This is a genomic window from Pseudomonas benzenivorans (genome assembly GCF_024397895.1).
Taxonomy (GTDB): Bacteria; Pseudomonadota; Gammaproteobacteria; order Pseudomonadales; family Pseudomonadaceae; genus Aquipseudomonas; species Aquipseudomonas benzenivorans_A.
Window position 1 is genome coordinate 765600 of sequence record NZ_CP073346.1, and the last position, 20049, is coordinate 785648.

Consider the following 20049-nt stretch of genomic DNA (forward strand, 5'->3'; position numbering starts at 1 on the left):
ACGCGGTCACCCATCAGTTGATTATTCATAGCGCAGCGCCTCCGCCGGCTGGGTACGTGCCGCACGCCAGGCCGGATACAGGGTCGCGAGAAAACTCAGAACCAGCGCGGCGGCGCACACCAATAGCACATCGGCCCACATCAGCTGCGACGGCAGGTAATCGATGAAATACACGTCGGCACTGAGGAACTTGATCCCCAGCAGGCGCTCCAGGCCGGCGACCCCCGCACTGACATTGAGCGCCGCCCAGATTCCCAACAGTGCGCCGATGGCCGTGCCAAACACGCCGATCACCGTACCCTGGACCATGAAGATCGCCATGATCTGCCGCGGCGTCGAGCCCAGGGTGCGCAGGATGGCGATGTCGCCCTTCTTGTCGGTGACCACCATGACCAGGGTCGAGATGATGTTGAACGCGGCCACCGCGACGATCAGCAGCAGCAACAGGCCGATGATCGCCTTCTCCATGCGGATCGCCTGGTACAGGTTGCCGTGGGTGCGCGTCCAGTCGCGGGCGTAGTAGTCACCGTTGCCCAGGGTCTGCGCCAGTTCCCAGGCGGTGCGCGGCGCCTGGAACAGGTCGGCGAATTTCAGCCGCACGCCCTGCACCTGGCCGGGCTGCCAGCGCTGCAGACGCCCCAGGTCCTGAACGTGGGCCAGGGCCAGGTGACCGTCGATCTCGCCGGCGCCGACGTGGAAGATGCCGACCACGGTGAAACGCTTGAGGCGCGGGAACATCCCGGCTGGGGTGACCGTCACCTCCGGCGCGACGAAGGTCACCTTGTCGCCCAGGGCCACGCCCAACTTGGCCGCCGCCTTGTCGCCGATGACCATGCCGAACTCGCCGGGTGCCAGGTCCTGCAGGCGGCCCTGGCGGAAGAAGTCGCCGATGATCGACACCTTGGCTTCCTCCTGCGGGTCGATGGCGTTGATCAACACCTTCTGCACCTTGCCGTCGTTGCTCAGCAGGCCCTGCATCTGGCTGAAGGGCGCCGCGGCAACCACCTGCGGGTGTTTTAGCGCGCCGGCAGCAAGCTCGCGCCAGTCGGCGAGTGGCGTGGGACTCTCGATCGTGGCGTGGGGCACCATGCCCAGCACGCGGGTGCGCATCTCATGATCGAAGCCATTCATCACCGACAGCACCAGGATCATCACCAGCACGCCAAGTGCCAGCCCGATCATCGAGGTCAGGGAAATGAAGGAAACGAAATGGCTGCGGCGTTTGGCGCGCGTGTAGCGCGTGCCGATGAAGACGAACAGGGGTCTGAACATGTCGGGGGCTGTTTCGGGGGAAAGAAGAACGTCCTTGTGGCGGGGCTTGGCGAGCAGCCTTACACTCAGACCACTACTGCTGCCATGGGTTCGCCATGCCGTCTCAAGATGAAAAAGATCGCCGCGAATACTATCGTATCGACGACACGATCGCACTGGATTTCACCCCGCTGTCCGGCGCCGAAGCCCTCGCCAGTGACGCGCTGCACGACAGTTCGCCGCTGTTCAACCTGCTCAGCGACCTGCACCTGATGGATTTCGAGTCGCAGCACCTGTTGCGCCACATCAGCGAACGCGACCGCACCCTGGCCAACTACCTCAAGGTGATCAACAAGCGCATCGACCTGCTCGGCCAGGCCGTCGCCCAGACCCTGTTGCGCGATATCGGCGCGCCGAAGAAGGTCTGCCTGTCCGAAGGCGGGGTGAGCTTCAATCATGCGCGACCGGTCGCCATCGACACCCACCTGGCGATCAAGATGGTACTCATGCCCCAGGCCCTAGGGTTGCTGCTGCGGGCCAAGGTCGTCCACTGCCGCGAACAGGCCGACGGCCAGTTCGAACTCGGCACCGAGTTCGAAGCGATGACCGACGCACAGCGCCAACTGCTGGCCCGGCATATCCTGCAGAAGCAGGCCTGGGAGCGCCGCCAGGCCCGTGAACAGTCATGACCACAAGGATGAGCCCTATGCCCCGTCTTCTAGCCCTGCTCGCCCTGCTGCTGCCCCTGAGCGGCCATGCCGAGACCCTGCAGATCCCGCTCGGCCAGCAAGGTGCCGCGGCCATCGAACTGCCGCAGCGTGGCACCTCGCAGCGCGCGGTACTCGAGCGCTACGGCCTGGCCGACCAGGAGCATGCGCCGGTCGGGCAACCGCCGATCACCCGCTGGGACTATCGCGAGTTCAGCGTGTATTTCGAGTATGACCACGTGATCAACAGCGTGCGCCACCATCAGCCACGCACCGCCCCCAGCAAGGAGTAATCGTGACCCTGATTTACGGCCACCGCGGCGCCAAGGGCGAAGCACCGGAAAACACCCTCGCCAGTTTCCAGACCTGCCTTGACCATGGCGTGCGACGCTGCGAACTGGACCTGCACCTGTCGCGCGACGGCGAGCTGATGGTCATCCACGACCCGACCCTGAAGCGCACCACCGGCCACCGCGGCAAGGTGGTGGAACATGATGCCGCCGACCTGGTGCGCTACGACGCGCGCACCTGCGGTCCCGAGTGGCGCACGCCCTGCCCCATTCCGCGGCTGTCGGAGTTGTTCGAGCAATGCGACTTCGAACACTGGCAACTGGAGGTCAAGAGCGCCTCGAAGGTGCGCGCAGCGCGCATGGCCAAAGGCATTGCCGAACTGGCCAAGCACCACGGCCTGACCGACAGGATCAGCGTGACCTCGAGCTCGCGGGAGGTGCTGCGCGCGATGCAGAACCTGCACCCCGAGATTTCCCGCGGCCTGGTGGCCGAACACGCCTGGCTCGACCCGCTGAAAGTGGCGCAACACTATGGCTGCGACCTGCTCGCCCTGGACTGGACGCTGTGCAGCCCGGAACGCCTCAGCAAGGCGCAGAAGGCCGGCCTGCACGTATCGGTATGGACGGTCAACGATGCAGCGCTGATGCGCCGCCTCGCCGATTTTGGCGTGGACAGCCTGATCACCGACTTCCCCGGCCGGGCCGTGGCCACACTGTGGCGCTGAGCCTCCCGCGCAGAAGGCAGCACCCGACACGAAAAAACCGGCCTCAGGGGCCGGTTTCTTCTTGCTGCCTGGTCAGAAACTCTCCCGATTCGGCCACTGCCAGGATCGCGAGTCGCTGAACGGGTCCTCCCCGACCGGCTCAGGCCACCGGTCGGAGCCGCTCAAAAAAGCCGGTTGAGGCCGTCGAACGCGGCCACCCGATAGGCCTCGGCCATGGTCGGGTAGTTGAAGGTGGTGTTGACGAAGTACTTGATGCTGTTCGCCTCGCCCTTCTGGTTCATGATCGCCTGACCGATGTGCACGATCTCCGAGGCCTGGTAGCCGAAGCAATGCACACCGAGCACCTCGAGCGTCTCGCGGTGGAAGAGGATCTTCAGCATGCCCACCGGCTCGCTGGAGATCTGCGCCCGCGCCATGCTCTTGAAGAACGCCTTGCCCACCTCGTAGGGAATCTTCGCCTGGGTCAGCTCGCGCTCGTTCTTACCGATCGAGCTGATCTCCGGAATGGTGTAGATGCCGGTCGGCACGTCGTCGACGAAACGCCAGCTGTCATTCTCGACGATATTGCCGGAGGCCGAACGCCCCTGGTCGTAGGCCGCACTGGCCAGACTCGGCCAGCCGATCACGTCACCGGCGGCGAAGATATTGGCCAGCTCGGTACGGTAGTGCTCATCGACCTCGACCTGGCCACGGCTGTTGACCTCGATGCCGATGTTCTCCAGGCCCAGTTTGTCGGTATTGCCGGTGCGGCCGTTGCACCACAGCAGGGCATCGGCCTTGATCTTCTTGCCGGACTTGAGGTGCAGGATCACCCCGTTGTCCAGGCCCTCGATGCGCTCGTACTCTTCGTTATGACGGATCAGCACGTTGTTGTTGCGCAGGTGATAGCCGAGGGCATCGGAGATCTCCGCATCGAGGAAGCTCAGCAGCTGATCGCGGTTGTCGATCAGGTCGACCAGCACGCCCAGACCGCTGAAGATCGAGGCGTACTCGCAGCCGATGACCCCGGCGCCATAGATGATCAGCCGGCGCGGCGTGTGGCCGATGCTGAGGATGGTGTCGCTGTCGTAGACGCGCGGGTGGCGAAAATCGACATCCGCCGGGCGGTAGGGGCGCGAGCCGGTGGCGATGACGATCTGCTTGGCCACCAGGGTTTCCACCACGCCATTGGGACAGACCACTTCGACGGTCTGCTCGTCGGCGAAGCTGCCGGTGCCGTAGAACAGGTCGATGCGGTTACGCGCGTAGTAACCGGTGCGCGAGGTGACCTGCTTGCCGATGACCCGCTCGGCGCTCTTGAGTACGTCCGGGAAGGAGAACCAGCGCGGCTCGCCGATCTGGCGGAACATCGGGTTGGTGTTGAATTGCATGATCTGGCGCACCGAGTGGCGCAGCGCCTTGGAAGGAATAGTGCCCAGGTGGGTGCAGTTGCCGCCGACTTCGCGCCGGGTGTCGACCACCGCCACCTTGCGGCCGGCCTTGGCGGCATTCATTGCCGCGCCCTCACCTGCCGGGCCGGAGCCCAGCACCACTACGTCATAGTTGTAGACCGCCATGTTTACTCCTTCAGATCACACCGGGGCGCTTATGGCGCGCCCTCGGCAGGACCGGCACTGAAGTGCAGTGCCGGCAATCAATCTATCTGCCCACCATGCGTCCGCGCATCAACGCTTGGTCGCGTCGTAGGCCAGGTCGGCGCCCGCATCGCCCTCGGTGCGATTGACCTCCTCGCACTTCTCGCGACTGCCGCCGCAGATCGAGCACTCCTTCTCGATGCCCAGATTGGCGATGCCACCACAGGACCCGGCGATGGGCTTGCGGCCCATGATCACGCCGACGGCCATCAGACCCACCACCAGCAGCATTGTCAGAAAAACCACTACGAAAATCATTGCTCATCTCCTGCGGCAAACAGTTGCTCAAACGCCGCGGTAGTCTGTGTGACGAAACGCCCGTCATCGCGGATCACGAAAAAGGCGGCGATGTCGGCCTGCTCAGCGTAGGCCAATCCCCGCTCGGGCCCCAGCACCATCAATAATGTGGACAACCCATCGGCCCGTAAGGTCGATCGATCGGCCACCGTCACCGCTGCCAACTTGTGGCTGATGGGCGCGCCGGTCTGCGGATCCAGGGTATGGGAGTAGCGCTTGCCGTTCTCTTCGAAATAGTTGCGGTAGTCGCCGGAGGTGGAGATGCCGTAGCCATCCAGCTCCAGGACCCGCTGCGCCACCCGCTCGTCATCACGGGGCGCCTCGATGGCGATGCGCCACGGCTCGCCGCTGGGCTTGCGACCGGCCGCCTTCAGCTCCCCGGTGACATCCACCAGGTAACGACTGACGCCCAGCTCCCCGAAACGGGCGACGATGCGGTCGACCGTATAACCGGCGGCGATGCTGTTGAGGTCCAGTTGCAGGTCGACGTCCTTGCACAGCTGCCCGCCTTCAAGCCGCAGGTGCTGGTGACCGCTGCGCCGCCGCGCCTCGGCCAGCTGCTCGGCAGTCGGCACCTTCTCCACCCGCGCCTGGGGACCAAACCCCCAGAGATTGAGCAGCGGCTCCAGGGTCAGGTCGAAGGCCCCGCCACTCTGCTGCGCCAGATCCTGCCCGGCACCCACCAGCTGCAACATCGCAGCCGGCATCGCCAAGCAGCTGCCCGCCGGTGCCCGGTTGAACTGGGAAATCAGCGAATCGTCGCGGTAGGTGGACATCTGCTGGTCGACCTCGGCGAGGATCGCCTCGGTCTCGGCCTGCAGAGCAGCGACAGTCGGCGCCCCCTCGGTGCGTACATACTTGACCGTATAGGTACTGCCCATGGTCGGGCCGCCGAACTCTTCGACCCGCTCGGAAAACCAGCAGCCCGTTAAGGCGGCCGCCAGGGCGACCGCGATAACGGGCTGGAGTACAGCGTGCAGCACGCTTAGCCGCCGAAGTCGTCGAGCAGAATGTTTTCCTGCTCCACACCCAGGTCGACCAGCATCTTGATCACCGCGGCGTTCATCATGGGTGGGCCGCACATGTAGAACTCGCAATCCTCGGGGGCCGGATGGTCCTTGAGGTAGTTCTCGTACAGCACGTTGTGGATGAAGCCCTTGAGGCCGGTCCAGTTGTCTTCCGGCTGCGGGTCGGACAAGGCCAGATGCCACTGGAAGTTCGGGTTCTCGGCCTGCAGTTGATCGTACTCTTCGTTGTAGAAGGCCTCGCGCATGGAGCGCGCGCCGTACCAGAAGCTGATCTTGCGCGTGGACTTCAGGCGCTTGAGCTGGTCGAAGATGTGCGAGCGCATCGGCGCCATGCCGGCACCACCACCGATGAAGACCATCTCGGCATCGGTTTCCTTGGCGAAAAACTCGCCGAAGGGTCCGTACACCGTGACCTTGTCACCCGGCTTGAGGCTGAACACCCAGGAGGACATCTGGCCTGGCGGCAGGTGATCCTTGCCCGGTGGCGGCGAAGCGATACGGATGTTGAACTTCACCAGACCGACTTCTTCCGGGTAGTTGGCCATGGAGTAGGCACGGATCACGGTCTCCTCGACCTTGGACACGTACTTCCACTGGTTGAACTTGTCCCAGTCGCCGCGGTACTCCTCCTGGATGTCGAAGTCCTTGTAGTGGACGGTGTGCGGCGGGCACTCGAGCTGCACGTAGCCGCCGGCGCGGAAGTCGACGTTCTCGCCCTCGGGCAGCTTGAGGGTCAGCTCCTTGATGAAGGTCGCGACGTTGGGGTTGGACGCCACCGTGCATTCCCACTTCTTCACGCCGAAGACTTCTTCCGGCACTTCGATCTTCATGTCCTGCTTGACCGGGGTCTGGCAGGACAGGCGCCAGCCCTCGCGGGCCTCGCGCTTGGTGAAGTGCGACTCTTCGGTGGACAGCATCTCGCCGCCACCGGTTTCGACGATGCACTTGCACTGGGCACAGGTGCCGCCGCCGCCGCAGGCCGAGGACAGGAAGATGTTGTTTTCGGCCAAGGTCTGCAGCAGCTTGCCGCCGGCCGGCACGGTGATGGTTTTCTCGCCGTTGATCTCGATGCTGACGTCACCGCTGGAGACCAGCTTGGCGCGCGCCGCGAGAATGATCAGCACCAGCGCCAACACAATGGCGGTGAACATGCCGATCGCCAGGAATATCTCGAAATTGATCATCTGTTCATCCCTTCCTTACAACTGCACGCCAGAGAAGGACATGAAGCCCAGTGACATCAGGCCGATGGTGATGAAGGTGATGCCCAACCCCTGCAGCCCGGCTGGAACGTCGCTGTACTTGAGCTTCTCGCGGATCCCCGCCAGGGCGGCGATCGCCAAGGCCCAGGAAACACCGGCACCGATACCGTAGACAGTGCTTTCCGCCAGGTTGTAGTCCCGCTCCACCATGAACAGCGAGCCGCCCATGATGGCGCAGTTCACCGTGATCAGCGGCAGGAACACGCCGAGGGCGTTGTACAAGGCCGGCACGTACTTATCCAGGGTCATCTCGAGGATCTGCACGATCGCCGCGATGACGCCGATGAAGGTCAGCAGGCCGAGAAAGCTCAGGTCGACCTCAGGCATGCCGGCCCAGGCCAGCGCGCCATCCTTGAGGATATTGGTGTAGATCAGGTTATTGACCGGCATGGTGATACCCAGCACCACCACCACGGCGATACCCAGGCCGATCGCCGTCTCGACCTTCTTCGAGATGGCGATAAAGGTGCACATGCCCAGGAAGAACGCCAGCGCCATGTTCTCAACGAACACCGCCCGGACGAACAGGCTGATGTAATGCTCCATTAGTAAGCCTCCTTATTCGAGACCTGTGGGGCCATCTTGTAGGCGTTGCTCTCGACCTGGTCGGTTTTCCAGCTGCGGATGGCCCAGATGAACAGGCCGATCAGGAAGAAGGCCGAAGGTGGCAGCAGCAGCATGCCGTTGGGCTGGTACCAGCCACCGTCGTTGACCACCGGAATGATCTCGTAGCCCATCAGCTTACCGGCGCCGAACAGCTCGCGGATGATGCCCAGGGCAATCAGGAATGCGCTGTAGCCCAGGCCGTTGCCGATGCCGTCGAAGAACGACAAGACCGGCGGGTTCTGCATGGCGAAGGCTTCGGCGCGGCCCATCACGATGCAGTTGGTGATGATCAGGCCGACGAACACCGACAGCTGTTTGGACAGACTGAAGGCGTAGGCCTTGAGCACCTGATCCACCACGATCACCAAGGAGGCGATGATCACCATCTGCACGATCATGCGGATCGAGCTGGGGATCTGGCTGCGGATCATCGAGATGAACAGGTTGGAGAAACCGGTCACCAGGGTCAGCGCCGCGGACATCACCAGGGCGGTCTGCAGGTTCGAGGTCACCGCCAGGGCCGAACAGATCCCGAGGATCTGCAGGCCGATGGGGTTGTTGTTGAAAATCGGATTGAGCAGGACTTCTTTAATAGTCGGCTGCGACATGATCAAGCCTCCCCTGCGCGAAGATTAGCGATAAACGGACCGAAGCCGTTCTGACCGAGCCAGAACTTCAGCAGGTTATCCACCCCTTTGCTGGTCAGGGTGGCGCCGGCCAAACCGTCGACCTGATGCTCGGCTTGCGAACTCTGCGGATCGACGCCGCCCTTGACGATTTCCACGGCCAGATCGCCGCTTTCATCAAACAGCGTCTTGCCCGGCCATTGCCCCTTCCACTTGGGATTGTCGACTTCGCCGCCCAGCCCTGGCGTTTCGCCATGCTGATAGAAGCCCATGCCGACCACGGTATTGAGGTCGCCCTTGACGGCGATGAAACCGTGCAGGGTCGACCACAGGCCGTAGCCACGCACCGGCAGGATCAGCGTCTGCACCTGACCGTCCTGCTCCACCATGTACACAGTGGAGAAACGCTCCTGACGCTTGATCCCGGCGATGTCCTCACTGGCTGGCAGCGCGCTGGACAGTTTCGGGTCCTTGGACGCCTTGAGTGGATCGAAGGTGATCGGATCATGGGCATCGGAGAAACTGCCGCTCTCCAGATCGACCAGTTTCGCGGTGATGGTACTGGCAAACAGCTCCTTGACCTGCTTGCCGCTCATCGAAGGATCGCCCAGACCGGCGATGGCCAGGATGCTGCGCTGCTTGTCCAGCAGGCGATTGTCGACCTGGGTCGGCTTCAGTGCGATGGCGGCGCCGGCGACGAACACCGAGCACACCAGGCACACCAGCAGGGCCACCGTCAGCGTACGGACGGTAGATTCTTTTTGACTAGACATTGCGTGCCAGCCTCCGCTTGATATTGGCCTGAACGACGAAGTGGTCGATCAGCGGTGCGAACAAGTTGGCGAACAGAATCGCCAGCATCATGCCTTCCGGGAATGCCGGGTTGACCACACGGATCAGCACGACCATCACGCCGATCAGGGCGCCGAAGATCCACTTGCCGGTGTTGGTCATGGACGCCGACACCGGGTCGGTGGCCATGTAGAACATGCCGAAGGCGAAGCCGCCGACCACCAGGTGCCAATGCCAGGGCATGGCGAACATCGGGTTGGTGTCCGAACCGATGGCGTTGAACAGCAGGGTCAGGCCGACCATGCCGAGCATCACGCCCGAGACGATGCGCCAGGAGGCGATCTTGGTCAGCACCAGCACGCCGCCGCCGATCAGGATGGCCAGGGTGCTGGTCTCGCCCAGGGAGCCGTGAATGGTGCCGACGAAGGCGTCCATCCAGGTGACACCCTGGTTGATGACGTTCTCGATGCCACCGGAAGCCGCCAGACTCAGGGCCGTGGCGCCGGCAAAGCCGTCCACGGTGGTCCACACCGCGTCGCCGGACATCTGCGCCGGGTAGGCGAAGAACAGGAAGGCACGACCGGTCAGGGCCGGGTTGAGGAAGTTCTTGCCGGTGCCGCCGAACACTTCCTTGCCGATCACCACGCCGAAGCTGATGCCCAGAGCCACCTGCCACAGCGGAATGCTCGGCGGCAGGATCAGGGCGAACAGCACGGAAGTCACGAAGAAGCCTTCGTTGACCTCATGCTTGCGGATCGACGCGAACAGCACTTCCCAGAAACCGCCGACGATGAAGGTCACCGCATAGACAGGCAGGAACCAGGCCGCGCCCTGGATGAAGTTATCCCACAGGCTGTTCGGGTCGAACCCGGCCAGCGAGCCGATCAGGGCGAAGCGCCAGCCCTCCTGAGCGGCCAGCAGCTCGGGGCTATTGGCGAAGATCAGGTTGGCCTGATAGCCGGCGTTCCACATGCCGAAGAACATCGCCGGAAAGGTGCACAGCCAGACCGTGATCATCATGCGCTTGAGGTCGATGCCGTCGCGCACGTGGGCGGTGGTCTTGGTCACGCTGCCCGGGCGGTAGAAGAAGGTGTCGATGGCTTCGTACAAGGCATACCAGTTCTCGTACTTGCCGCCCTTCTCGAAGTTGTGCTCGATCTTGTCGAGGAAATCGCGAATACCCATGGATTAACCCTCCTTCTCGATACGGGCGAGGTTATCCCGCAGGATCGGGCCGTATTCATACTTGCCCGCGCACACATAGGTGCACAGGGCCAGGTCTTCTTCGTCGAGCTCCAGGCAACCCAGTTTCTGGGCCATCTCGGTGTCGCCGACGATCAGGTAGCGGAGCAACTGGGTCGGCAGGATGTCCAGCGGCATCACGGCTTCGTAGTTGCCGACCGGGACCATGGCCCGCGGACTGCCGTTGGTGGTGGTCGAGAAGGCGAACTTCTTCGCCGCCATCAGCTTGGAGACGAAGATGTTCAGCACCGAATGCTTGTTGACCCCGGCGCGCAGGTAGTGCATCAGCTCGCGATCGGCACCCTCGGCCAGGCAGGACACCTGCACGTGGTAGCGACCCAGGAACGCGAAGGCGCCCTGCGCCGTGCGGCCGCCGAGCACGGAACCGGAAATCACCCGGTTGTAGCCGGATTGCAGCTGGCCCGCGGTCAGCTCTTCCAGATTGGCGCCCAGGCGGGTGCGCAGCAGACGTGGCTGCTCGACCACCGGACCGGCCAGGGCAACGACGCGCTCGACCCACAGCTGACCGCTGGTGAACAGCTTGCCGGCGGCAATCACGTCCTGATAGCCGATCGACCAGACGCTCTTCTGGGCGCTGACCGGATCGAGGAAGTGGATATGGGTGCCGGTCAGGCCGGCCGGATGCGGGCCGGCAAACGCCTCGGCCTGCACGTTGGCCTGCTGCTCACCCGGCAGGCTCGCGCCCTCGGCCTTGCACAGGAAGACCTTGCCGAGACGACTCAGCACCTTCAGGCCGTTCTCGAAGTCGCTGGCGTACTCGCCGATCACCACAGCCGGATCAGCCGCCAGCGGATGAGTGTCGATGGCGGTGACGAAGATCGAGCTGGGCACCGCATCGATGGCCGGCACCTTGCTGAACGGGCGCGTACGCAAGGCGGTCCAGAGGCCGGACTGCTGCAGGTTCTCGCGCACCTGGTCGGCGCTCAGGCTGTCCAGCTGAGCCACCGGATACTGGGCGAAGGTCAGTTGGTCGTCGCCATCGAGGTCGATCACCACCGACTGCAGCACCCGCTTCTCGCCGCGGTGGATCGCACTGACCACCCCAGCGCCCGGCGCGGTGTAGGTCACACCCGGCGTCTTCTTGTCGGAGAACAGCACCTGACCGAGTTTGACCCGGTCACCGACCTGAACCTCCATCGTCGGCTTCATCCCGTGATAATCGAAGCCTATGACGGCGACGCTACGCACCGGCCTGGCGGCCTCTATGCGTTGCGCCGGCGCGCCCGTCATGGGCAAGTCGAGCCCATCTTTTATTTTGATCATAGGTTTGCCTAACCACTGATTTATAAGCTTTTTTTAGAATACGAACGGCAGGTGGCGAGCTAATAGCCGAGCTCACGCCGATAGCATTATGGGCGTGAGTGATGATGCCGGACGCGGGTAAAAAATCCGCTTGATTATAAAGACGCCCCCACTGGCTTACTACCCAAGCGCTTGCTTTTTTTGGCCTTTCGCAACAGCACGCAACACTCGGCGGCTTGACCCCGAGCACCGTGCAGACGAAAACAGACCACCCAGCCACTCAGGCGCCCGCCATGCTCAGACCACTCGCCCTGTCCGCCCTGCTTCTGCTGAGCCCCACGCTCTTCGCCAGCGACCAGGAACGCCTGCGCCAGGCCGATTTCCCGGCACAAAGGGCGCTGGAGCAGACGCGACTGGAGCTGAAGAACCAGGCTGTACTCAACTACCTGTGGCTGGACGTGTACGCAGCGGCCCTCTATACCGAGCCCCGACTGCGCCCCGCCCAGGCAACCGCCAGCCAGAGCAGCAAACGCCTGGAGCTGTACTATTTTCGCGACATCGAGCGCGATGACCTGATCGAAGCGGCCTGGGTCACCCTGCGCAGACAGCACGCCGCAGCCACCCTCGAGCGCTTGCGCCCAGGACTCGACGCACTCCACAGCAACTTCCGCGACATCCGCCCCGGCGACCGCTACGCCCTGAACTACAGCCCCCGCGCCGGCCTCAGCCTGGAGCACAACGGCGTGACCGTCTTCACCAGCGACGACGCGGAACTCGCCAGCGCCTACCTGGGCATCTGGCTGGCCCCCAACGGCCTGTCCGAGCAACTGCGCGACACGCTGCTGGCAAATCCTGGGCAATAAAAAACGGGAGCCGAAGCTCCCGTTTCCGAGTGACCGTGAAAGGCTTAGCTCGGGAAGGCCGGCGGGTTGACCCCGACCATGTCTTCCATCACGCGCACCACCTGGCAGCTGTAGCCGAACTCGTTGTCGTACCACACGTACAGGACGACCCGATTGTCGTTGGCGATGGTCGCATCGGCGTCCACCACACCAGCATGACGCGAGCCGACGAAGTCGGTCGACACAACTTCCTGGGAATTGACGAAGTCAATCTGCTTGTGCAGATCAGAGTGCAGCGCCATGTAGCGCAGGTACTCGTTGACCTCTTCGCGACCGACCGACTTCTCCAGGTTGAGGTTGAGGATCGCCATGGACACGTTGGGCGTCGGCACGCGAATCGCGTTACCGGTCAGCTTGCCCTTGAGCACCGGCAGCGCCTTGGCCGCCGCGGTGGCCGCGCCAGTCTCGGTGATCACCATGTTCAACGCCGCGCTGCGGCCGCGACGGCTGCCCTTGTGGAAGTTGTCGATCAGGTTCTGATCGTTGGTGTAGGAGTGCACGGTCTCGACGTGACCATTGATGATGCCGTACTTGTCGTTCATCGCCTTGAGCACCGGCACGATGGCGTTGGTGGTGCAGGAGGCGGCAGACACGATCCTGTCATCGGCAGTGATGTCGAGATGGTTGATACCATGCACGATGTTCTTCAGCTCACCCTTGCCCGGCGCGGTCAGCACCACGCGATCGATGCCCGGGCACTTGAGGTGCTGGCCCAGGCCTTCGGCATCACGCCACTTGCCGGTATTGTCGACCAGCAGGGCATCCTGGATGCCGTACTGGGTGTAGTCGATGGACGCCGGATCGTTGGAGTAGATGATCTGAATCAGGTTGCCATTGGCGGTCAGGGTGCTGTTTTCCTCGTCGATGGTGATGGTGCCGTCGAAGGGGCCGTGCACCGAGTCGCGACGCAGCAGACTGGCACGCTTGACCAGGTCGTTCTCCGCGCCCTTGCGCACGACGATGGCGCGCAGGCGCAGGCCATCGCCACCACCGATCTTCTCGATCAGGATGCGCGCCAGCAGGCGACCGATGCGACCGAAGCCATACAGCACCACGTCGGTACCCTTGCGCGCCACGGCATTCTGCTGACCGGCGACCGGCGCCAGCTCATCGCGCACGAATTCCTCGATGCTACGGCCGTTGGCCTCTTGCAGGAACTTGGCCATCATCCGGCCCAGGTCCACGGAGGCGGCACCCAGCTTGAGCTCGCTCATGGTCTTGAGCATGGGGAACGTGTCATGCACCGACAGCTCGGCGTCGCCGTCCAGGCGATGACGGGCATAGCGGTGGGCTTTGAGAATCTGGATGACGGAGCGGTTGATCAGGCTACGACCGTAGATCGAGGTGACCACGTTGTTGTTGCGATAGAGCTGACCAATCATCGGAATCATCGCTTCCGCAAGGGCTTCTCGATCGATCCACTCACCAAGACACTGGTCGGGCTTCTGAGTCACGGGCAATACCTTCCACATGTAGGGGCTGAAAAAAGGGGCTACATTATGACGGCGTGCGCAGGCAGGAGCAATGCACAGCTGTCGCAACTGACACGATGCGCCCTCGCCCGCTACAATCGCCGGCCTTGTACCACGACCGTGAGCCGCCCGTGCCTTTACCGACCGTGTCCGTACTGCGCCTGCCGCCCCTGCCGGCCACCGCCGGAAAACAGCACTGGGGCAACCTGCCCGGCGCCGCCCTGAGCCTGGCCATTGCCGAAGCCGCCAGCGCCGTCCAGCGCTTCACCCTGCTGCTGACCGCCGACAGCCAGAGCGCCGAGCGCCTGGAGCAGGAGCTGAGTTTCTTCGCCCCGTCGTTGCCGGTGCTGCATTTCCCCGATTGGGAAACCCTGCCCTACGACCTGTTTTCGCCGCACCAGGACATCATTTCCCAGCGTATCGCCGCGCTCTACCGCCTGCCGGAGTTGAAGCATGGCGTGCTGGTAGTGCCCATCACCACCGCCCTACACCGCCTGGCGCCGAAGCGCTTCCTGCTCGGCAGCAGCCTGGTCCTGGATGTCGGCCAGAAACTCGACGTCGACGAGATGCGCCTGCGCCTGGAAGCGGCCGGCTACCGCTGCGTCGACACCGTCTACGAGCATGGCGAGTTCGCCGTGCGCGGGGCGCTGATCGACCTGTTCCCGATGGGCAGCGAGCTGCCCTACCGCATCGACCTGTTCGACGACGAGATCGAAACCCTGCGCACCTTCGATCCGGAGACCCAGCGTTCGATCGACAAGGTCGAATCGATCAAGCTGCTGCCGGCCCGGGAGTTCCCCCTCGAGAAGAAGGCCGTCACCGATTTTCGCGGGCGCTTTCGCGAGCGCTTCGACGTCGACTTCCGCCGCTGCCCGATCTACCAGGACCTCGCCACCGGCATCACCCCGGCCGGCATCGAGTACTACCTGCCGCTGTTCTTCGAGGAGTCGGCCACCCTGTTCGACTACCTGCCCCAGGACACCCAGGTGTTCTCCCTGCCCGGCATCGAGAAGGCCGCCGAACACTTCTGGGTCGACGCGCGCAACCGCTACGAGGAACGCCGGGTCGACCCCGAGCGTCCGCTGCTGCCGCCGGCCGACATCTTCCTGCCGGTGGAGGAGTGTTTCGCCCGCTTGAAGGACTGGCCGCGGGTGGTGATCAGCCAGGAGGATATCGAGCCGGGCGTCGGCCGCCAGCGCTTCAACGCCCAGCCACTGCCGGAACTGGCCATCGAGGCCAAGGCCAACGAACCGCTGGCCGCCCTGCGCCGTTTCATCGAGGCCCATCCCGGGCGCATCCTGTTCTGCGCCGAATCCGCCGGCCGCCGCGAGGTGCTGCTGGAACTGCTCGCCCGCCTCAAGCTCAAGCCCCGGGAAGTCGAAGGCTGGGAGGCGTTCAGCGCCAGCAGCGAGCGCCTGGCCATCTGCATCGCCCCCTTGGACGAGGGCCTGCTGCTCGATGAACTGGCGCTGATCGCCGAGAGCCCGCTGTTTGGCCAACGGGTCATGCAGCGCCGCCGCCGGGAGAAGACCCGCGATGGTGGCGACAATGTGATCAAGAACCTCACCGAGCTGCGCGAAGGCGCGCCGGTGGTGCACATCGACCACGGCGTCGGCCGCTACCAGGGGCTGATCACCCTGGAGATCGAAGGCCAGAGCGCCGAATTCCTCGCCCTGCAGTACGCCGAGGAGGCCAAGCTCTACGTGCCGGTGGCCAGCCTGCACCTGATCGCCCGCTACACCGGCAGCGACGACGCCCTGGCGCCGCTGCATCGACTCGGCTCGGAGACCTGGCAGAAGGCCAAGCGCAAGGCCGCCGAGCAGGTGCGCGATGTGGCCGCCGAGCTGCTCGACATCTATGCCCGTCGCGCCGCCCGCGAGGGTTACGCCTTCGCCGACCCGCAGCTCGACTACGCCACCTTCAGCGCCGGCTTCCCCTTCGAGGAAACCCCGGACCAGCAGGCCGCGATCGACGCGGTGCGCGATGACATGCTGGCGCCCAAGCCGATGGACCGCCTGGTCTGTGGCGACGTCGGCTTCGGCAAGACCGAGGTGGCCATGCGGGCCGCCTTCATCGCCGTGCACAGCGGCCGCCAGGTGGCGGTCTTGGTGCCCACCACCCTGCTCGCCCAACAGCACTACAACAGTTTCCGCGATCGCTTCGCCGACTGGCCGGTCAAAGTCGAGGTCATGAGCCGCTTCAAGAGCGCCAAGGAAGTCGGCGAGGCCATGCAGCAGTTGGCCGAAGGCAAGGTCGACATCGTCATCGGCACCCACAAGCTGCTGCAGGACGACGTCAAGTTCAACAACCTGGGCCTGGTGATCATCGACGAGGAACACCGCTTCGGCGTGCGCCAGAAGGAACAGCTCAAGGCCCTGCGCAGCGAGGTGGACATCCTCACCCTCACCGCCACGCCGATTCCGCGCACCCTGAACATGGCGGTGGCGGGCATGCGCGACCTGTCGATCATCGCCACCCCGCCGGCGCGCCGCCTGTCGGTGCGCACCTTCGTCATGGAACAGCAGAACGGCGTGGTCAAGGAAGCCCTGCTGCGCGAGCTGCTGCGCGGCGGCCAGGTCTACTACCTGCACAACGACGTGAAGACCATCGAGAAGTGCGCCGCCGACCTGGCCGTCCTGGTACCAGAGGCACGCATCGGCATCGGCCATGGGCAGATGCGCGAGCGCGATCTGGAACAGGTCATGAGTGATTTCTATCACAAGCGCTTCAACGTGCTGATTGCCTCGACCATCATCGAGACCGGCATCGACGTCCCCAGCGCCAATACCATCATCATCGAGCGTGCCGACAAGTTCGGCCTGGCGCAGCTGCACCAGCTGCGCGGCCGCGTCGGTCGCAGCCACCACCAGGCCTACGCCTATCTGCTGACGCCGCCGCGCAAGCAGGTGACCGACGATGCGCAGAAGCGCCTGGAGGCCATCGCCAACGCCCAGGACCTGGGTGCCGGCTTCGTCCTGGCCACCCACGACCTGGAGATCCGCGGCGCCGGCGAACTGCTCGGCGACGGCCAGAGCGGGCAGATCCAGGCGGTCGGCTTCACCCTCTACATGGAAATGCTCGAGCGCGCGGTCAAAGCCATCCGCAAGGGCGAACAGCCCAACCTCGAACAACCGCTGGGCGGTGGCCCGGAAATCAACCTGCGGCTCCCGGCCCTGATCCCCGAAGATTACTTGCCGGACGTGCACGCCCGGTTGATCCTCTACAAGCGCATTGCCTCGGCCACCGATGAGGACGGCCTCAAGGAGCTGCAGGTGGAGATGATCGACCGTTTCGGCCTGCTGCCGGAGCCGACCAAGAACCTGGTACGCCTGACCCTGCTCAAGCTGCAGGCCGAGCGCCTGGGCATCAAGAAGGTCGATGCCGGTCCCCAGGGCGGGCGCGTGGAGTTCGCCGCCGACACCTGCGTCGACCCGCTGACCCTGATCAAGCTGATCCAGAGCCAGCCCAACCGCTACAAGTTCGAAGGCGCCACCCTGCTCAAGTTCCTGGCGCCGATGGAGCGCCCGGAACTTCGTTTCAACACCCTGGAAGCGCTCTTCGAGCGCCTGACCCCCGCCGCTTAAGGACTCAACCATGCGCGCACTCCGCACCCTGGCCCTGCTGCCGCTCACCCTGCTCCTATTGCTCGCGCCCCCCGCGTTCGCCGACGGCCTGTATCAGGTCGAGGTCATCGTCTTCCGCCAGTCCGGCGAACCGGTTCCCGCCAGCCAGCCGGCGCCGGACGACTGGGCCCAGGGCGCCCTGCCGATCGACGTGGGCGGCGAGCGCGCCACTGCACTGAACAGCGAAGCCGCCAAGCTCAAGGCCGCCAACGGCTACCAGGTGCTGCTGCACAAGGCCTGGTCGCAGAACCTGTCCGGCTCGGCCAGTCGCGTGGCGCTGAGTACCGGCGGCGAGCAGTTCGGTCATTTCCCCGTGGAAGGCACCCTCAGCCTCAAGCAGGCGCGCTTCATCGACGTGGAGGCCGACCTCTGGGTCAATCAGTTCGACGCCAGCGGCCTGCTGCAGGGCAGCGAGCGCATCAGGCAGGACAGCCGCCTCAAGACCGGCGAACTGACCTACCTGGACCACGGCAGCCTCGGCCTGCTGATCCGCGTCAGCCCGCTGTAAAGCCAGCGCAACAAAAAAGGGCCGCGCAATGCGGCCCTTTTAATGTGGGCGAAAAAACTCTATCCGACCAGCACGCGCGCCAGCACGGCCTTGACCTGGCCCATCCCCTCATCCAGAGCCCGCTCGATCTCCGCCATGGAGATCAATGCCGTGGACTTGCCGGCCGCCGGATTGACCACCAGCGACAGGCAGGCGTAGGGCAGCGACAGCTCGCGGGCCAGCACGGCCTCGGGCATGCCGGTCATGCCGACGATATCGCAGCCGTCGCGCTCCAGGCGGGCGATTTCCGCCACTGTCTCCAGGCGCGGCCCCTGGGTGCAGCCGTAGACACCGTGGCCGCTGAACGCGCAGCTTTCGGCGGCCAGGGCGGTGCACAGTTTGTCGCGCAAGTCCGCGTCGTAGGGGTGACTGAAGTCGACATGGGTGACATGTTCGAGCTCGCCTTCATAGAAAGTGTGCCCACGCCCCGAGGTGTAATCGATAAGCTGGTGCGGCACGCAGAAATGTCCGGTGCCCATGGCCGCATGGATGCCGCCCACCGCATTGACGGCGATGATCGCCTGGGCGCCTGCCTCCTTCAGCGCCCAGAGGTTGGCGCGGTAGTTCACCTGGTGCGGCGGAATGCGGTGCGGATGGCCGTGACGGGCTAGGAACAGCACCTCGCGCCCGGCATAGTCGCCACGCAGCACCGGCGCCGAAGGCTGACCGAAGGGCGAGTCGAGATTCAATGCCGAATTGATGGTCAGGCCATCCAGCTGGGTCAGGCCGGTGCCGCCGATAATGGCGTAAACAGTCATCAAAGCTTCCTCAGTCTATCAATTGAGCCGCACGCAGGGCGGCCAGGGCTTTAAGCCAGCGCGGGTCCTGGCGGTACTCGACGCCCGGAAAGGTCCGCCGACGCATGCGCGCCAGCCTCGGCGAAGGGGAGACCTTGAGGCGCTGCAAGGCACTCAGGGCCAGCTCCGCAGCCGCCCGGTCGTTGCACACCAGGCCCATGTCGCAACCCGCCGCCAAAGCCGCCTCGATGCGCCCGGCCGCATCGCCGGCCACATGGGCGCCGGCCATCGACAGGTCATCGCTGAAGATCACCCCGTCAAACCGCAGCTCGCCGCGCAGGATCTCCTGCAGCCAGCGCCGCGAGAAACCGGCCGGCTGGCTGTCGACCTGGGGATAGATGACATGGGCCGGCATCACCGCATCCAGCTGGCCACTGAGCTGCACGAAGGGCTGCAGATCGCTGGCGCGAATCTCGGCCAGGCTGCGCTCATCCAGCGGGATCGCTACGTGGGAGTCTGCCTCGGCCCAACCATGACCCGGAAAGTGCTTGCCGGTGGCGGCCATCCCGGCCGTATTCATACCGCGAATAAAGGCGCCGGCCAAAAGAGTGGCACGCTGCGCATCGCCCTCGAAGGCGCGACTGCCGACCACCGCGCTGCGCTGGTGGTCGAGGTCCAGTACCGGGGCGAAACTCAGGTCCAGCCCGGCCGCTAGCACTTCGCTGGCCATGACCCAGCCGCACTGTTCGGCCAACGCCTCGGCGTTCTGATTGTCAGCCACCGCACGCATCGCCGGCAGACGCACGAAGCCCTGGCGCAGGCGCTGCACGCGCCCGCCCTCCTGATCCACCGCCAGCAGCAGGTCGGGACGAACCGCGCGGATCGCCGCGCACAACTCGCGCACCTGGCGCGGGTGCTCGATATTGCGGGCAAACAGAATCAACCCGCCGACCTCGGGCTGGCTGAGCAACCGACGATCCCCAGCGGTCAGCCAGGTGCCGGCGATATCCAGCATCAGCGAACCTTGCATGCTTGAACTCACTCG

At 64.3% G+C, this 20049-nt stretch carries 19 protein-coding genes; 6 read left to right on the forward strand and 13 right to left on the reverse strand.

The features are described from left to right. Positions 1-21: 21 nt before the first annotated feature. Positions 22-1272 carry a lipoprotein-releasing ABC transporter permease subunit gene (locus KDW96_RS03500; protein ID WP_255839029.1) on the reverse strand — a complete coding sequence of 417 codons (1251 nt, stop codon included), beginning with the start codon at positions 1270-1272 and terminating at the stop codon, positions 22-24. A gap of 95 nt (positions 1273-1367) precedes the next feature. Here KDW96_RS03500 and KDW96_RS03505 point away from each other — a divergent pair, with 95 nt between their 5' ends. Genes KDW96_RS03505 through KDW96_RS03515 form a run of 3 tightly spaced genes read left to right on the forward strand, consistent with a single transcriptional unit; the run spans position 1368 to position 2973 of the window. Beyond that, positions 1368-1940: a PilZ domain-containing protein gene (locus tag KDW96_RS03505; RefSeq protein ID WP_255839030.1), complete on the forward strand. Its 573-nt coding sequence runs from the start codon at positions 1368-1370 to the stop codon at positions 1938-1940. Positions 1941-1957: 17 nt separating this feature from the next. Continuing rightward, complete coding sequence (locus KDW96_RS03510; protein ID WP_255839031.1) at positions 1958-2251, forward strand: phosphodiesterase; 294 nt, start codon at positions 1958-1960, stop codon at positions 2249-2251. A 2-nt stretch (positions 2252-2253) separates the two neighbouring features. Then, a complete protein-coding gene (locus KDW96_RS03515; protein WP_255839032.1) occupies positions 2254-2973 on the forward strand; it encodes a glycerophosphodiester phosphodiesterase in 720 nt (239 codons plus the stop codon). A gap of 161 nt (positions 2974-3134) precedes the next feature. Here the strand turns inward: KDW96_RS03515 and sthA are convergent, their stop codons facing one another. From sthA to KDW96_RS03560, 9 genes are all read right to left on the reverse strand, one after another. After that, positions 3135-4529: a Si-specific NAD(P)(+) transhydrogenase gene (gene sthA, locus KDW96_RS03520; RefSeq protein ID WP_255839033.1), complete on the reverse strand. Its 1395-nt coding sequence runs from the start codon at positions 4527-4529 to the stop codon at positions 3135-3137. Between the two features lie 108 nt (positions 4530-4637). Further along, the gene (gene nqrM, locus KDW96_RS03525) at positions 4638-4865 is read right to left on the reverse strand and encodes a (Na+)-NQR maturation NqrM (RefSeq protein WP_255839034.1); all 228 of its coding nucleotides are present in this window, start codon (positions 4863-4865) and stop codon (positions 4638-4640) included. After that, on the reverse strand, positions 4862-5887 hold the full coding sequence (locus tag KDW96_RS03530) for an FAD:protein FMN transferase (RefSeq protein WP_255839035.1): 1026 nt from the start codon (positions 5885-5887) through the stop codon (positions 4862-4864). The genes nqrM and KDW96_RS03530 overlap by 4 nt, the downstream gene beginning before the upstream one ends. A gap of 2 nt (positions 5888-5889) precedes the next feature. After that, complete coding sequence (gene nqrF / locus KDW96_RS03535; protein ID WP_255839036.1) at positions 5890-7116, reverse strand: NADH:ubiquinone reductase (Na(+)-transporting) subunit F; 1227 nt, start codon at positions 7114-7116, stop codon at positions 5890-5892. Positions 7117-7131: 15 nt separating this feature from the next. After that, entirely contained in the window at positions 7132-7740 is a 609-nt protein-coding gene (gene nqrE / locus KDW96_RS03540) for an NADH:ubiquinone reductase (Na(+)-transporting) subunit E (protein WP_255839037.1), read from the reverse strand. Further along, positions 7740-8414, reverse strand: a complete 675-nt coding sequence (locus KDW96_RS03545; RefSeq protein ID WP_255839038.1) for an NADH:ubiquinone reductase (Na(+)-transporting) subunit D — start codon at positions 8412-8414, stop codon at positions 7740-7742. The genes nqrE and KDW96_RS03545 overlap by 1 nt, the downstream gene beginning before the upstream one ends. Further along, entirely contained in the window at positions 8411-9199 is a 789-nt protein-coding gene (locus KDW96_RS03550) for a Na(+)-translocating NADH-quinone reductase subunit C (RefSeq protein ID WP_255839040.1), read from the reverse strand. Before KDW96_RS03550 ends, KDW96_RS03545 begins: the two co-directional genes overlap by 4 nt. Then, positions 9192-10403, reverse strand: coding sequence for an NADH:ubiquinone reductase (Na(+)-transporting) subunit B (locus tag KDW96_RS03555; RefSeq protein WP_255839041.1), 1212 nt, complete (start codon positions 10401-10403; stop codon positions 9192-9194). The genes KDW96_RS03550 and KDW96_RS03555 overlap by 8 nt, the downstream gene beginning before the upstream one ends. Before the next feature lie 3 nt (positions 10404-10406). Continuing rightward, positions 10407-11744 (reverse strand): Na(+)-translocating NADH-quinone reductase subunit A, encoded by a 1338-nt coding sequence (locus tag KDW96_RS03560; RefSeq protein ID WP_255839042.1) that lies wholly within the window; start codon positions 11742-11744, stop codon positions 10407-10409. 272 nt (positions 11745-12016) lie between these two features. Between KDW96_RS03560 and KDW96_RS03565 the strand changes: the two genes are divergently transcribed. After that, a complete protein-coding gene (locus tag KDW96_RS03565; RefSeq protein WP_255839043.1) occupies positions 12017-12586 on the forward strand; it encodes a chalcone isomerase family protein in 570 nt (189 codons plus the stop codon). A 44-nt stretch (positions 12587-12630) separates the two neighbouring features. Here KDW96_RS03565 and KDW96_RS03570 read toward each other — a convergent pair whose 3' ends face one another. After that, positions 12631-14097, reverse strand: a complete 1467-nt coding sequence (locus KDW96_RS03570; RefSeq protein ID WP_255839044.1) for a glyceraldehyde-3-phosphate dehydrogenase — start codon at positions 14095-14097, stop codon at positions 12631-12633. 146 nt (positions 14098-14243) lie between these two features. On the opposite strand from KDW96_RS03570, the gene mfd reads away from it, so the two are divergent. Together mfd and KDW96_RS03580 are read left to right on the forward strand one after the other, a co-directional pair. Then, positions 14244-17681 (forward strand): transcription-repair coupling factor, encoded by a 3438-nt coding sequence (gene mfd / locus KDW96_RS03575; protein ID WP_255840621.1) that lies wholly within the window; start codon positions 14244-14246, stop codon positions 17679-17681. 10 nt (positions 17682-17691) lie between these two features. After that, positions 17692-18228 (forward strand): CsiV family protein, encoded by a 537-nt coding sequence (locus KDW96_RS03580; RefSeq protein WP_255839045.1) that lies wholly within the window; start codon positions 17692-17694, stop codon positions 18226-18228. Positions 18229-18287: 59 nt separating this feature from the next. Here KDW96_RS03580 and KDW96_RS03585 read toward each other — a convergent pair whose 3' ends face one another. Together KDW96_RS03585 and nagZ are read right to left on the reverse strand one after the other, a co-directional pair. Then, entirely contained in the window at positions 18288-19025 is a 738-nt protein-coding gene (locus tag KDW96_RS03585; protein ID WP_255839046.1) for an S-methyl-5'-thioinosine phosphorylase, read from the reverse strand. Between the two features lie 10 nt (positions 19026-19035). Next, the gene (nagZ, locus tag KDW96_RS03590) at positions 19036-20034 is read right to left on the reverse strand and encodes a beta-N-acetylhexosaminidase (protein WP_255839047.1); all 999 of its coding nucleotides are present in this window, start codon (positions 20032-20034) and stop codon (positions 19036-19038) included. Positions 20035-20049: the final 15 nt, after the last annotated feature.